Consider the following 14866-nt stretch of genomic DNA (forward strand, 5'->3'; position numbering starts at 1 on the left):
CACCATGCCGCCAACCGCCTTTTCCCACCCGACCGACGGCGCCTCCAGCCACTCCGCCGGCCATGGCGGACCCGCGCCGGGCGAGTGGCTGGAGGCGCCGCTGCCGCGGCTGCGCAACGACCTGAAGCTGTTTCCCGGTCCGGTCGGTGCCGACGGCGCGCCCACCCACACCATCTACGACCCGGTGCGTCACCGCTACTTCCAGGTCGGCCGGGCCGGGACCGAGTTCCTGGCGGCCTGGACCAGCCCCAGCGGCGGTGCCCTGCTGCAGACCATCGCCACGACCACCACCCTGAAGCCCTCCCCCCAGGATCTGGCCCAGTTCATCGCCTTCCTGCGGACGAACAACCTGCTGCATGCCAGCGGCGAGGCCGCGATCCGCGCCCTGACCGAGCAGACGCTGAAGGCCCGCCAGGGCTGGGCGCAATGGCTGCTGCACCATTACCTGTTCATCCGGCTGCCGCTGTGCCGCCCCGACCGGTTCCTGAAGGCGACGCTGCCATGGGCACGGCGCCTGCTGAACCACCGCTTCATCCTGGCGGTGATGGCGCTGGGCGCCGTCGGGGGGCTGCTGGCCCTCCGGCAATGGGACCATTTCCTCCACACCTTCCAGAACTTCTTCAGCCTGGAGGGGGCCGCCGCCTTCGGCATCACCCTGGCGGCCGTCAAGATCTGCCACGAACTGGGGCACGCCTATACCGCGCGCCATTTCGGCTGCCGGGTCCCGACCATGGGGGTCGCCTTCGTGGTGCTGGTGCCGATGCTCTACACCGACGTCAGCGACGCCTGGAGGCTGCCGTCGCGGCGGCAACGGCTGCTGATCGGTGCTGCCGGCGTCCTCACCGAACTGGGGTTGGCGCTGATCGCGACGTTCCTGTGGAGCTTCCTGCCGGAAGGGCCGTTGCGCAGCGCGGCCTTTCTGGTCGCCACCACGACCTGGCTCACCTCGGTCGCCATCAACGCCAGCCCGTTCATGCGGTTCGACGGCTACTACCTGCTGGCCGACTGGCTGGGCATCGCCAACCTGCAGCCGCGCTCCTTCGCCATGGCCCGCTGGCGGCTGCGCGAGGTGCTGTTCGGGTTCGGCGACCCGCCGCCGGAGCCGCTGGCACCGCGGACGCGCCTGATCCTCATCCTCTATGCCTGGGTGACCTGGGCGTACCGGCTGTTCCTGTTCCTGGGCATTGCCCTGCTGGTCTATTATTTCTTCATCAAGGTGGTGGGGATCATTCTGTTCGCAGTCGAAGTCGGATGGTTCATCGCCCTGCCGATCCTGCGGGAACTGGCGGAATGGCGCAGGCGGCGCCGTGATGTCCGCCTCAACCGCCACACCGCCGCGACCTTGGCCGGGCTGGTCCTGCTGATGGCGGCCGCGGTCGTGCCCTGGCAGACCCGCGTGTCCGTTCCGGCGACGCTGCAGGCGGTCGAGCATGCCGCCCTGTTTCCCCCGGCGCCCGCCCGCATCGCGGACATCCTGGCGTCCGCCGGCGACAGCGTCGCCGCCGGCAGCATCCTCTACCGGCTGGAATCGCCGGATCTGGAGTTCCGCCTGCAAGCCGCGCGCGAGCGGCAGCGCCTGCTGGAGCTGCAGATCGACCGCCAGGCCGGCAGCGCCGACGACCTCGCCAACCTCACGGTCCTGCGTGAACAGTTGGCGGCGGCCATCTCCGCCGAGGCCGGCTACCAGGCGGAAAAGGACCGGCTGATCCTGCGCGCGCCGATCGACGGCGTGCTGCGCGACGTGCCGCCGCACCTGCATGCCGGCCTGTGGGTCAAGGCCGACCAGCCGCTCGGCCTCATTCTCGGGCAGAGAGCGGCAGGGGGAACGGCGGAGTTGCGGGGGTATGTCGCCGCCCCCGACCTGGAGCGCATCGCCGTCGGTGCGGCCGGCCGCTTCATTCCCGAGGACGTCGCCCGCCCGGCCCTCGATGCCGTGGTGTCCTCGGTCGCGCAGGTGAACGTCGCTGCCCTCGACACGCCGATGCTGGCCTCCACGCAGGGCGGGCCCGTTGCGGTCCTGGCGCTCAACGACCCCAGGCGGCCGCAGGGGACCCTGGTCCCGGCGACCACCCTTTACCGGGTCACGCTCCGGCCGACGACGGCGCTGCCCACGCCTGCCCAGATCATCCCGGGCACTGTCCTGGTCGAAGGGGAAGCGCAGAACCTGCTGCTGCGGCTGTGGCGCGGCGCGGTCGCGGTGCTGGTCCGGGAAAGCGGGTTCTGACGTCGGCCCCTATCCCCGGCGAGACGCCCCGTCCGCCGCCAACCGGTGCCGGCTTCAAAGCGGTGCCGCTCCGTCCACCATCCCCCGCGCCCGCCGCAGATCGGCGACGAAGGCGGCGTAGGCGTTCTCCTTCTCCGCCGCATCCGGCAGGCGCAGCAGGTAGGACGGGTGGACGGTGACGAAGCCCTGCCGGATGCCGCCCTGCAGGTCGCCGAACCCCATCGGCCCGCGCTCGCGCAGCACCGCCACGCTCCGCCCGGCGAGCGCCAGGGCCGCGGTGGCGCCGAGCGCCACCACCAGCCGGGGCCGGACGAAATCCAGCTCCTTCATCAGCCACCAGCGGTAATGCTTCACCTCGCCGGCGGTGGGGGACTGGTGCAGGCGGCGCTTGCCGCGGGCGACGAACTTGAAATGCTTCACCGCATTGGTCAGGTAGGCGGCCCGGCGGTCGATGCCGGCCTCCTCCAGCGCTCGCGTCAGCAACTGGCCGGCGGGACCGACGAAGGGCCGGCCCTCCAGGTCCTCCTGGTCTCCGGGCTGCTCGCCGACGATGGCGATGGCCGCGCCCTCCGGCCCTTCGCCCAGCACGGCGCGGGTGGCGCCCGGCACCAGCGGTTCCGAGCGGCCGATGACGCGGTTCAGCTCGGCCAGCGTCGCCGGCTCCTGCCGGGCCATGGCGGCGACCGCCTTGTCGGGGTTGCGGTGGCGGGGGGCGGCCGCTTCCGCCGCGATCATCGCCTGGACGCGCGCCGGGGCGGAACGGATCATCCCGGGAATCGCCGCCGCCTCCGGCAGGTTGGCCCAGTATTTCCGGGGCATCTCCGCCCGCATCGCCACCGGATTGACCCGCGCGGGATTGAAGGTGCTCTCGTAATAGCGCTGCCAGCCCTCGGCGAAACGGTCGTCGCGGTCGAGGCCGTCCGGCTTCGCCGCCGCCGGCCCGACCACCAGCGACCGCCGGTCCCAGTGCAGCGATCCGACCGGCGTCAGGATCGACCAGACCAGGCTCTCGAACCGCTCGACGAAGAAGGGGGCGGTGGCCTCGACGATGAAATGGTCGGGCTCGAACCACGCGACATAGCGCTCCGCTCCCGGGCCACCATCGGGACCGTCCGGACCGCGCAGTTCGCGGAAACGCAGGAAGGCGTGCATCTTGTGCAGGTCGCGCCGCACCGCCTTGTCCAGCATCGCCAGTCGGTGCACCAGCGGGTCGGCATGGTGGTCGAGGATGTCGCGCTCGCCGCAGACCACCCGCCACACCATCCGGTGCAGCAGGGCGTAGCGCTCCGGATCGCGGTGGCAGACCACGCTTTCGATCAGCGCTCCGACCAGGCGGGGCAGCGGGACCGGCGGGGCGTCGGCCGGCAGGGCCGCGGTCCCGCCGTCAGGACAGGTCCCGAACAGCGACGGCATCGCCCCGCCGCTCCAGGCCACGTCGTCCGGCTCCACCCCCCCGGCGACCAGCCGGCGCAGGGCGCGGCGGAAGCCGTCGAGGTCGGCGCCGTCCTTCAGTTCGACAGGATGCATGGTTGCAACCGGTTCAGAACAGGCTGAGCTGCTTGGGCGGCGCCACCAGCCGCTGGCGCAGGTCGGCGCGGTCGGTCAGTCCGCCCGGATGATGGTCGGCGGTGACCAGGAAGGCACGGGCCCGCTTCAGCCCCGACGACAGCCGGGCCACGTCCTCCAGCCGCAAGGTGGTGTGGCGCCGCGCCTCGACGATCTTGTCGACCGCCCGCGCCCCCAGCCCCGGCACGCGCAGCAGCATCTCGCGGTCGGCGCGGTTGACGTCGACCGGGAAACGCTCGCGGTTCTTCAGGGCCCAGGCCAGCTTGGGGTCGATGCCGAGGTCGAGCATCCCGCCCTCGCCGCCGCCGGCGATCTCCTCCACCGTGAAGCCGTAGTAGCGCAGCAGCCAGTCGGCCTGGTAGAGCCGGTTCTCGCGCTGGAGCGGCGGCGGCTTGAGCGGCAGGACGGAGCTCGCCTCCGGGATCGGGCTGAAGGCGGAATAATAGACCCGCCGCAGACCGTAGCGGCGGTAGAGCGTGTCGCTGGTCTCCAGCACCGACAGGTCGGTGGACTCGTCGGCGCCGACGATCATCTGGGTGCTCTGCCCGGCCGGCGAGAAGCGGCGGCGCTCCTCCTTCGCCTCGACGATGCGCTCGCCGACCTGCCCCATCACCGCCTTGATCGAGGCGCCGTCCTTCTCCGGCGCGAACGCCTTCAGGCTGCGGTCGGAGGCCAGCTCCAGGTTGATCGACAGCCGGTCGGCCCACAGGCCGGCCTGCTCGATCAGCCAGGGGCTGGCCTCGGGAATGGTCTTCAGGTGGATGTAGCCGGCGAAGCCGTGGTCGCGGCGCAGGCTGCGCGCCACCAGCATCATCTGCTCCATCGTGTAATCGGGCGAGCGGATGATGCCGGAGGACAGGAACAGCCCCTCGATGCAGTTGCGCTTGTAGAAGCCCAGCGTCAACCGGACCACCTCCTCGACGCTGAAGCGGGCACGCCGCACGTTGGAGGAGCGGCGGTTGATGCAGTAGGCGCAGTCGTAGAGACAGTAGTTGGTCAGCAGGATCTTGAGCAGCGAGACGCAGCGCCCGTCCGGGGTGTAGGCATGGCAGATGCCCGCACCGGTGGTCGAGCCGAGGCCGTCGGCCCCACCCGCCCGCCGCTTCGCCCCCGACGAGGCGCAGGACGCGTCGTACTTCGCCGCGTCGGCCAGAACCTCGAGCTTGTCGAGCAGCGTGTCGTCCACCGGAGCAATCCTTTTCCTGCCTGGCGTCCATCCCGAATGTTCGCAATATGTTCTTTTCGGGGAAAAAGACAAGCCGGGCCGTCTTGACAGCAGGGCGGAACGGGGCCACGTGCACGTCACCTGGATCCGGGCCCCTCTGGCGACTTAGACGTGGTCGCGATGTCGGATCTCTTCACCTGCCTTTGCGCCGACGGGCGTGACCGCACTTGGAGGGACACCCTTGCAGAGACCGACGCTGCAGAGATCACCCCTGCAGAGACTGGCAGCCCCGTCCCGGACCCCGCCATTCCCCATCCCGATCCGGTGCCGCCGTCCGCCGGCCCAGCACCTCCCCCCGCGGAGCCATGCCGGCACCGTTCCCCCGGCCCGCCTGCCCGCGCCCGCCGGGGGTTGCCACCGGACAGGACCAGCCTTTTCCTTTCAACCTCCTTCGAGGACGAGCACCGCCATGGACCAGACCGAACGCCAGATCATCGACGACCTGTTCGCCAAGCTGCGCCAGGCCGAGGCGCAATCGGGCCCGCGCGATCCCGAGGCGGAAACCCTGATCCGCGAGGCCATCACCCGCCAGCCCGCCGCCCCATACCTGATGGCGCAGGCGATCGTGATGATGGAACAGGCGCTTGCCGCCAGCCAGGCCCGCAACGAGGAACTGGAGCGCAGCCTGCGCGAGCGCCCGGCGCAGCCCACCGCCCAATCCGGCGGCCAATCCGGCGGCGGCCTGTTCGGCAGCCTGTTCGGTGGCAGCCGGCCCGCCGCTTCCCAGTCTGGCGCCTCCCAGCCGGCGGCCTCCCCGGCGATGGCGCCCCAGCGTCCGGCCGCCATGCCGGCCGGCTCCCCCTGGGGGCAGCCGCCGGGCGGCGTGCCTGGCCAGGACCCGCGGGTCGCCGCCTACGCCCAGCAGCCGCGCGCCGGCGGCGGCTTCATGGCCGGCGCGATGCAGACGGCGGCCGGCGTGGCCGGCGGCATGCTGATCGGCAGCGCCCTGTCCAGCATGTTCTCCGGCGGCGAGGCGCTCGCCCAGGAAGCGAGCAATGCCGCCGGCGAGGCGGCCACCGCAGCCACCGACCAGGTCGACCAGGTGGTGGATGACGGCGGCTGGGGCGATTTCGGCGGCGACGAGGAGTTCTGACCGGGACCCCGATCCCGCGCCGGGGGCCGGCCTGTCCGGGCCGGCCCTCCCCGGCCTCCCATGGATGGTCGCATGCCTTCTTTTGCCGCTCCGGGTTACGGCCGCTCCGCGCTGAAGGTGTCGCAGGCCTCGATCCGCCCGCTCTCCATCCCGGTGCGGAACCAGCGGACGCGCTGGGCGGAACTGCCATGGGTGAAGCTGTCGGGCATGACGGCGCCCCCGGCCTGGCGCTGCAGCCGGTCGTCGCCGATGGCGCTGGCTGCGGTCAGCGCCTCCTCCACGTCGCCGGGCTCCAGCAGCTTGCGGTCGCGGGCGGCGTGGTTGCCCCAGACGCCGGCGAAGCAGTCGGCCTGCAACTCCAGCCGCACCGACAGCCCGTTCGCCTCGGCCCGGCTGCCCGCCCGCTGCTGGGCCGCCTGCACCTTGTCGGAGATGCCCAGCAGGGCCTGCACATGGTGCCCGACCTCGTGCGCGATGACATAGGCCTGGGCGAAGTCGCCGGGCGCCCGGAAGCGGTCGCGCAGCTCCCGGTAGAAGTCGAGGTCGACGTAGAGCTTCTGGTCCATCGGGCAGTAGAAGGGGCCCATCGCCGCCTGGGCACGGCCACAGCCGGACGACACCTTGCCGGTGAACAGCACCAGGGTGGGGTCGCGATACTGGCGGCCCATCTGCTGGAACAGGCCCGTCCAAGTGTCCTCGGTGTCGGCCAGCACGACCGAGACGAAGCGCTTCAGGTCGTCGTCGCCGGCCGGACGCGGGTCCGACTGGCCGACCTGCGTGCGGTTCGCCGGAGAATCGGCGGACGGATCCCCGCCGTTCAGCAGCACCGTCGGATCGATGCCCAGGACCAGGGACACCACCACGAGCAGGATCGCCCCGCCGACCCCCAGTCCGCCCGGCCCGATGCGGATGCCGCCACCCCCCAATCCGCCACCCAGCCCACCGCCGAGCCCGCCGCCAGCACCGCGCCGGTCCTCGACATTCTCGCTTTCCCGTCCGCCTTGCCAACGCATCGCCGCCCTCCCCGCATGCCGCCCGTCTTTCCGGTGAAAGCGAAACCACGCAGCGGCTTGTGCTGTTCCCCATGACGGAAAATCACGGCAAGCCGGGGGGCGGAATGGCACCAGAAGGTGAGATGCTTGAAATTCCACACAAGCCTCGCCATCTGAGGTGGACGAGCGGCGCTTCGGCGGCGCCCTTTCATGCTGCCCGCCCTGCCGTCCGCCCGTTTGAAGGCGGCCTTCCCGCAGGCGGCCTTTTCAACAAGCCACAGGCATAAGAGCCGGCCGGCGCCGCTTTACCCGGTCCGCCCATCCGGCCCCTTTATCCGGTCCCAGGAGTAATTTCATGACGACTTCGATCCATTCGGTTCCGCTTCATTCGTCCGGCACCCCGTTCGCCGCGCATGCCGTAGCATCGGTTGCGGGTGCGGTCACCCCGCAGCACAGCCTGGCCGAGGCGGCCACGCGTTTCGCCCAAGCCGGCGCCCGTCCGGAGGCCGGTCCCCAGCCGTCCGGCCTGACTCGGAACGAGTTGCGACAGATCGTGCTGGACATTCTCGGCTGAAGGTCGTTCCGATACCCGTTCACAGACCCAGGAGAGTACCATAGCCAAGCTCTATGATGCGGACCCCGTCCGCCAAGGCCCGCGCCTCAACCGTGAAATCACTGCCCGCATGGTCCGCCTTGTCGGCGCCGACGGCGAGATGGTCGGCGTGGTGCCGTTGCGCCAAGCGCTCGACGCCGCCGCCGATGCCGAACTCGACCTCGTCGAGGTGGCGCCGCAGGCCGAACCGCCTGTCTGCAAGATCCTCGACTACGGCAAGTTCCGCTTCGAGGAGCAGAAGAAGGCCAACGAGGCGCGCAAGAAGCAAAAGACCGTCGAGCTGAAGGAAATCAAGCTCCGGCCGAACATCGACGATCACGACTATGACGTGAAGATGCGCTCCGCCAGCCGCTTCATCGGCGAGGGCGACAAGGTCAAGATGACCATGCGCTTTCGTGGCCGCGAGATGGCGCACCAGGATCTTGGCCTGAAGGTGCTGGTGCGCGTGCGCGACCAGCTCCAGGACGTCGCCAAGGTCGAGCAGATGCCCAAGGTCGAGGGGCGCATGATGGTGATGGTGCTGGCACCGCGCTGACCCCGGTCCACCGGGGTCCGGCCCGCTGATGCCGGGACCTCCGCCCTCGAAGGGGCTTGCCTGCGGAACGGCCACCCGCCGTCCGCCGGCAAGCCCCTTTCTCGTTCATCAGGTCCGCTCTGCGAAATGGCAGCCCCAGACCGAGTGGATCCACCCTTACCCTCCCGTAAAGCCCCCAAATGCGGCATCCGGGCTCGTGAAATTACCTGCAATTCGATGAATTGATGCGCAGATATACACCCGACTATTCGCATTGTGTTATTGACCGCGCCGCCATAGGGCGCGGATCATCCGCATCCATTTCGCCTGCAGACCAGAATGCTCCCGGGACACCGTTATGATGAAGATGCCGTGATGACCGATAAGCGTGCCGGTTCCGCCACCGAGCCTCCGTCAGGCGAACTGCGGTTCCAGATGCTTGTCGACAGCGTGCGCGATTACGCCATTTGCCTGCTCGACCCGCAGGGGATCGTCAGCAGTTGGAACCCCGGTGCCCGCCGGATGACGGGCTACGAGGCCGATGCGATCATCGGCCGGCATTTCTCCCTGTTCCATCCCGACGAGGATCGCGCCGCGGGGGTGCCGCAACGCGCCCTCGCCACCGCCCTGTCGGAGGGCAAGTTCGAGGCGGAGGGCTGGTGGCTCTGCCAGGACGGCCGGCGATTCTGGGCGCATGTCGTCATCGAGCCGGTGCGCGGCGAGGCGGGCTCGCCGCAGGGATTTGCGCAGGGCTTCGTCATGATCACCCGCGACATCACCGGGCGCAGGCTGGCCGAGGAAACCCTGCGGCGCAGCGAGGAGCAGTTCCGCCTGCTTGTCCAGGGCGTCGTCGACTATGCGATCTTCATGCTCGATCCCGAAGGCCGCGTCAGCAGCTGGAATCCCGGCGCCCACCGGATGAAGGGCTATGAGGCCGATGCGATCATCGGCCGGCACTTCTCCCACTTCTACACCGACGAGGACCGTGCCGCGGGGGTGCCGCAGCGCGCCCTCGCCACCGCCCTGTCGGAGGGCAAGTTCGAGGCGGAGGGCTGGCGGATGCGCCAGGACGGCCAGCGCTTCTGGGCGCATGTCGTCATCCAGCCGATCCGCGACGAGGCCGGCACGCTGCGGGGGTTCGCCAAGATCACCCGCGACGTCACCGAGCGCCGCAAGGCGCAGCAGGCCCTGGAGGAGGCGCAGCAAGCCCTGGCCCAGTCGCAGAAGATGGAGGCGGTCGGCCAGTTGACCGGCGGGGTGGCGCACGACTTCAACAACCTGTTGCAGGCCATCAGCAGCAGCCTGGAACTGATCGAGCAGCGCCTGGCCGCCGGCCGCACCGACATCGCCCCCTTCACCGCCACCGCCCGCGGCGCGGTCGACCGCGCCGCCACCTTGACCCGGCGCCTGCTGGCCTTCGCCCGCCGCCAGCCCCTGAAACCGGAGCGGGCCGATCTCAATGCGCTGGTCAGCGGCCTGTGGGACCTGCTGTCCCGCTCGGTCGGCGAGGCGATCCGGCTGGAACGCCGGCTGGAGGATGGATTGCGGCCGGTTTGGGCGGATGTCGGCCAGATCGAGAACGCCCTGCTGAACCTGGTGATCAACGGCCGCGACGCCATGCCGGACGGCGGCATCCTGGTGGTGGAAACCGCCAATGCCCACTTCGGCCCGGCCGACCTCGCGGGCGAGCCGGAAACCCTCCCCGGCGACTATGTCGTGCTGACGGTGCGCGACAGCGGGGTCGGCATGCCGCCCGACGTGCTGGCCCACGTCTTCGAACCCTTCTTCACCACCAAGCCGATCGGCCAGGGCACCGGTCTGGGGCTGAGCCAGCTCTACGGTTTCGCCCGCCAGTCGGGCGGCTTCGTCCGCATCGACAGCACGGTCGGCCGCGGGACGGCGGTGCGGCTCTGCCTGCCCTGCCGTTGCCCCGACCAGGACCAGGACGGGGTTTCCCCGGAGGATGCCGGGACTGCGGTCCCCGCCCCCGCCTGTGCGGGCGGGCCGGTCACGGCCGGCGGCACGGTGCTGGTGGTGGAGGACGAGGAACTGGTCCGCATGCTGCTGGTGGAGGTGCTGGAGGACGACGGCTACACCACCGTGGAGGCGGCCGACGGCACTGCGGCGCTCGCCCGGCTGGCATCCGCGCAGGTCGACCTGATGGTGACCGATGTCGGGCTGCCCGGACTGAACGGCCGCCAACTGGCGGAGACGGCCTGGGAAAGCCGTCCGGACCTGAAGGTGCTGTTCCTGACCGGCTATGCCTTCCAGGCTCTCGACGAGGCCGGCCGCGATGGTGCGGGCGCCGGGACGAGGATGCCCGGCACCGCCCGGGTTCTGTCCAAGCCGGTGTCGGTCGATGCCTTTCGTGCCACAATCCGGGAGATGATGGCACAACAGCCGGAGGCTTCCAGCACAAGATAGGCCGCCGCCCACTCGTCCGCCCGCCCCCGGGACCTTCCAACCGCCGGAACCCAGACGATGCCCGTGCTCGCCCGCGCTTCGACGGCGCTTCTCCTGTCCATCCTGCTGCCGCTGGCATTGCTGACGGTCCTCCTGTCCGCCACCCTGCCGGCCTCGGCGAAGGCATCGGCCAAGAAGGCCTGGGCTCCCGTCGCCGCCGAGATCCTGATGGATGCGGACAGCGGGAAAATCCTGCAGGCGCGCAACGCCGACACGCCGACCTACCCCGCTTCGCTGACCAAGATGATGACGCTGATGCTGACCTTCGAGGCGCTGGATGGCGGCAGGCTGCGGCTGGCGCAGCCGCTCATGGTGTCGCGGCATGCCGCGTCGATGCCGCCGTCGCGGCTGTGGCTCGCCTCCGGCGGCACCATCACGGTGGAGCAGGCGATCCTGGCGCTGGTCACCCGCTCGGCCAACGACGCCGCGGTGGTGCTGGGGGAGGCGCTCGGCGGCAGCGAGGCCGCCTTCGCCAAGACGATGACCGCCCGCGCCCGTCGGCTCGGCATGCGCCATACGGTCTTCCGCAACGCCTCCGGACTGCCCGACCGCCTCCAGCGGACGACGGCGCGCGACATGGCGGTCCTGTCTCGCGCACTGATCCGCAACCACGCCAGGCATTACGCCTACTTCCAGCGGCGCAGCTTCGACTGGCAGGGCAGGACGGTCTACGGCCACAACCGCCTGATGGCCCGCTATCCCGGCATGGACGGCATCAAGACCGGCTTCATCGCCGCCTCGGGCTTCAACCTCGCCGCCTCGGCCGCACGTGACGGCCGCCGCCTCATCGCCGTGGTGCTCGGCGGCCACAGCGCCAATTCCCGCGACGACCGCGTCGCCGACCTGCTCGACCTCGGGTTCGCCCGCCTGCCCAAGCCGGAGCCCGACCGGGTGATCACCGCCGGCAGCCGGTCGGCGGCGCAGCGCGGCGCGGCGCTGAGCATCGCGACGCCGGCGGTGAAGCCGGAGGATCTGAACGCGCCTGCCGCCGCGGGGGCGGGCGGCTGGAGCGTGCAGGTCGGCGCCTTCAAGAGCCATGCGGCGGCGCAGCGCAGCGCCCAAGCCACGGCCGCAAGGCTGGGCAGGCTCGCCGCCGGCGCCAGCACCGAGGTCGTCCGCTCCGGCGGCTTCTACAAGGCCCGCCTGTCCGGCCTCGCCGCGACGAGCGCCGATGCCGCCTGTGCCGCCCTGAAGGCCAAGGGGCAGGGCTGCTTCGCCGTGCGGGAGCGCTGACACCAGCCCCCCGGGGGGTACCAGATGCGCGCCGAAGCACTCTGCCTCACCGTGGCATCGGGCAGGCCCGCGTCCGCGGAGTGCGGCAGCCTGCATTAAAATGTGGCGTGATTGCGTCGCCGGCCTCAAAAAGCGGGCGTCGTTCTCACGGCGAAGGCACTCTCCTTGCCAATAATTAATCACCTGTTCAAATTTTTGGCTTGGCATGCCTCGTGCAATTCCGGGCACGAGTGCCTTTCCACACAGCTTCGGACAGAACCTCGATGGCAGATTTCTTCCCGCGTTGGCCGCTTGCGGCCGGCACCGTCGTCCAGCCGGACGAGCGCCTTCCCTGGGGCGCGACACTGACGCTCGGCATCCAGCATCTCGTCGCCATGTCCGGCTCGACCATCCTCGGGCCGCTGCTGATGGGATTTGATCCGAATCTCGCAGTCCTGTTCTCCGGCATCGGCACGCTGCTGTTCCTCGTGCTCACCGCCGGGCGCGTGCCGAGCTATCTCGGCTCCTCCTTCTCGTTCATCGCCGTGGTGATCGCGGTGACGGGCTACGGCGGCCAGGGTCCCAACCCGAACATCGGGCCGGCACTCGGTGGCATCATCGCGGCCGGTGCGCTCTATGTGCTCATCGGCCTGCTGGTGACCTACACCAGCACCGGCTGGATCGAGCGCCTGATGCCGCCGGCGGTGACCGGCGCGGTGGGGGCCGCGATCGGCCTCAACCTGTCACCGGTCGCCGTCAAGGGCATCGAGGGGACGGGTCCCCACATCCTCGTCGCCCTGTTCACGCTGGTGGCCACCGCCCTCATCGCGGTCTATGCGCCGCTCGCCATCCGGCGCGTCTCGATCCTTGCCGGCATCGCGGCCGGCTATGCCTTCTATCTCGTCCTGGGCAACGGGGCCGGTCTCCTGCCGCCCGTGAGCTTCGCCGAGCTTGCCGCCGCCCCCTGGTTCGGCATGCCGGCGTTCCGCTCACCGACCTTCGACGCCGGCGCCATGGCGCTGGTGGCCCCCATCGCCTTCATCCTGGTCGCCGAGAATCTCGGCCACATCAAGGCCATCGGCGCCATGACCGGGCGCAACCTGGACCGCTTCATCGGCCGCGGCTTCATCGGCGACGGCATCGCCACCATCGTCTCGGGAAGCGGCGGCGGCACCGGCGTCACGACCTATGTCGAGAACATGGGCGTGATGGCCGTCACCCGCGTCTTCTCGACGCTCATCTTCGTCGTCGCCGCGGTCGCCGCCATCCTGCTCGGCTTCTCGCCGAAGTTCGGCGCCCTGCTGCGGACGATCCCGGCCCCGGTGCTCGGCGGGCTTGCCACCGTGGTCTTCGGCCTGATCGCCGCGGCGATGGTGCGCTTGTGGGTCGACAACCGCGTCGACTTCTCCGACCCGCGCAACCTCATCACGGTCGGCGTGACGCTGGTCCTCGGCGCCGGCAACTTCACCGTCTCCGCCGGCGGCTTCTCCATCGGCGGCATCGGCACGGCGACGATCGCCGCCCTCGCCCTCTACCAGCTTCTCGGCATCGGACGGTCGCGCGAGGCCGCCGGCACGGCTTCACAGGCAGCCCCCACGACACTGCACTGAGGCATGAGGCGGCAGAACGTCCACCCCTTCGGCGAAGCGGGAAGGGGTGGACGGCGTCGCACGCCCCTGCGGGTCCGCTCAGGCCGTCTTGACCTCCGGTTCGGCGGCGGACGGGACCGCCTGGACGGGCATCGAGGCGGACGGCTTGCGCATCCGGACGAGGAGGCGGTTGAAGAAGGCCTGTCCCGGCAGTTCGATGAAGCGGTAGGTGATGGCGGACAGGACGGTCACCACCAGCAGATAGACGACGGCCAGCAGGTCCATCGCCCACAGGTCGCCGAAAAACAGCAGCCGGTCGGTGGTCCCGTCGACGGTCCGTTCGGTGAACAGGGGGCGGCCGAGCATCCCCTGCATCACGGACGCTCCCTTCTGCAGCACGGCCAGCACCAGGGCGTGGACCATGTAGACCGAGTAGGACCAGGTGCCCAGCCGCTGGAAGGGCGTGGTCGCCAGCAGGCGGGACAGCGGCCCGGCTTCGAAGGTGAACACCCACACCACCAGCGCGAACACCAGCGGTGCCGCCAGCGACAGGGCGTTGCCGGCGGACGCCGCGACGAAGGCAATGACCGCGACCAGGCAGAGGATCTCCATCCCGGCGAGGAGCCCGGCCGCCGGCCTGCCCGGCGCCACCCCGCCCGACGATGCCGTGATCCTTGATGCGGCATGCAGCCGGTAGACGAGATGGCCGGTGAAGAAGCCGTAGAGGCAGCGGAAATAGCCGTAGTCGTAGCTGGTGTCGATGTACTGGTCGGAGAAGCCGATGACCACGGCGGCTCCCACAACGGCGAGGAGTGCGGAGACGGCGGTCAGCGCCGCCGTCTGCCCCCGGGCCGTTGCGCGACGCGTCGCCAGGCAGACCGCCGCGAAGGTGACGTAGGCGAAGAACTCGGCGCTGATCGACCAGCTCGGGATGTTCCAGGTCCAGCTCTTCTCCACCCCCAGGGCATGCAGCAGCGCCATGTTGGTGAAGAATGCCGACGGCTCGAACTGCCCGCTGAAGGCGGGCTCCGACGAGCCGCCGACCAGCGCCTTCAGCACCTCCAGCGGGACGAAGGCCAGCAGGACCATCGCGTGCAGTGGCCAGACCCGCCCGAAGCGGCGGACCAGGAAGCCGCCGGCGGAGGGTGCATCGCCGATCCGCCCAAGATAGGCGTGGGTAATGACGAAACCGCTGAGAACGAAGAAGAAATCGACGAACAAATAGCTGCCGCGCACGAAGCCGACATCGTGGAAATGGCCAAGAGCATTTAGGTGGAATAAGGCGACGGACAGGGCGCAGACGCCGCGCCAACCGTCAAGCACCTGAAACCGCATGAGTGAGCCTCCCGTTCTTTGGCCTTGTCCCGGCCGTGTC

General features: G+C 70.1%; 11 protein-coding genes. 7 read left to right on the plus strand and 4 right to left on the minus strand.

Features of this window, described 5'->3' with window-relative positions:
- The first annotated feature begins 4 nt into the window (after positions 1 to 4).
- Complete coding sequence (locus J2850_RS17530; RefSeq protein ID WP_209983960.1) at positions 5 to 2224, plus strand: site-2 protease family protein; 2220 nt, start codon at positions 5 to 7, stop codon at positions 2222 to 2224.
- A 54-nt stretch (positions 2225 to 2278) separates the two neighbouring features.
- On the opposite strand, the gene J2850_RS17535 is transcribed toward J2850_RS17530, so the two are convergent.
- Positions 2279 to 3751, minus strand: coding sequence for a UdgX family uracil-DNA binding protein (locus J2850_RS17535; protein WP_209983962.1), 1473 nt, complete (start codon positions 3749 to 3751; stop codon positions 2279 to 2281).
- 13 nt (positions 3752 to 3764) lie between these two features.
- Positions 3765 to 4976 carry a putative DNA modification/repair radical SAM protein gene (locus J2850_RS17540; protein ID WP_209983964.1) on the minus strand — a complete coding sequence of 404 codons (1212 nt, stop codon included), beginning with the start codon at positions 4974 to 4976 and terminating at the stop codon, positions 3765 to 3767.
- Between the two features lie 448 nt (positions 4977 to 5424).
- Between J2850_RS17540 and J2850_RS17545 the strand changes: the two genes are divergently transcribed.
- Positions 5425 to 6108, plus strand: coding sequence for a DUF2076 domain-containing protein (locus J2850_RS17545; protein WP_209983966.1), 684 nt, complete (start codon positions 5425 to 5427; stop codon positions 6106 to 6108).
- Positions 6109 to 6203: 95 nt separating this feature from the next.
- On the opposite strand, the gene ypfJ is transcribed toward J2850_RS17545, so the two are convergent.
- A complete protein-coding gene (gene ypfJ / locus J2850_RS17550) occupies positions 6204 to 7121 on the minus strand; it encodes a KPN_02809 family neutral zinc metallopeptidase (RefSeq protein ID WP_209983968.1) in 918 nt (305 codons plus the stop codon).
- Positions 7122 to 7455: 334 nt separating this feature from the next.
- Between ypfJ and J2850_RS17555 the strand changes: the two genes are divergently transcribed.
- The 5 genes from J2850_RS17555 (at position 7456) to J2850_RS17575 (ending at position 13512) form a co-directional block, all read left to right on the plus strand.
- Positions 7456 to 7674: a hypothetical protein gene (locus J2850_RS17555; protein WP_209983969.1), complete on the plus strand. Its 219-nt coding sequence runs from the start codon at positions 7456 to 7458 to the stop codon at positions 7672 to 7674.
- A 40-nt stretch (positions 7675 to 7714) separates the two neighbouring features.
- On the plus strand, positions 7715 to 8248 hold the full coding sequence (gene infC, locus J2850_RS17560) for a translation initiation factor IF-3 (protein ID WP_209984208.1): 534 nt from the start codon (positions 7715 to 7717) through the stop codon (positions 8246 to 8248).
- 354 nt (positions 8249 to 8602) lie between these two features.
- The gene (locus J2850_RS17565; protein ID WP_246513171.1) at positions 8603 to 10651 is read left to right on the plus strand and encodes a hybrid sensor histidine kinase/response regulator; all 2049 of its coding nucleotides are present in this window, start codon (positions 8603 to 8605) and stop codon (positions 10649 to 10651) included.
- A 57-nt stretch (positions 10652 to 10708) separates the two neighbouring features.
- The gene (locus J2850_RS17570; protein WP_209983971.1) at positions 10709 to 11923 is read left to right on the plus strand and encodes a D-alanyl-D-alanine carboxypeptidase family protein; all 1215 of its coding nucleotides are present in this window, start codon (positions 10709 to 10711) and stop codon (positions 11921 to 11923) included.
- Between the two features lie 263 nt (positions 11924 to 12186).
- Positions 12187 to 13512: a solute carrier family 23 protein gene (locus J2850_RS17575; RefSeq protein ID WP_209983973.1), complete on the plus strand. Its 1326-nt coding sequence runs from the start codon at positions 12187 to 12189 to the stop codon at positions 13510 to 13512.
- Between the two features lie 78 nt (positions 13513 to 13590).
- Here the strand turns inward: J2850_RS17575 and J2850_RS17580 are convergent, their stop codons facing one another.
- Complete coding sequence (locus J2850_RS17580) at positions 13591 to 14826, minus strand: acyltransferase family protein (RefSeq protein WP_209983975.1); 1236 nt, start codon at positions 14824 to 14826, stop codon at positions 13591 to 13593.
- Positions 14827 to 14866 lie beyond the last annotated feature (40 nt).

It is taken from the genome of Azospirillum picis (genome assembly GCF_017876115.1).
GTDB lineage: Bacteria > Pseudomonadota > Alphaproteobacteria > Azospirillales > Azospirillaceae > Azospirillum > Azospirillum picis.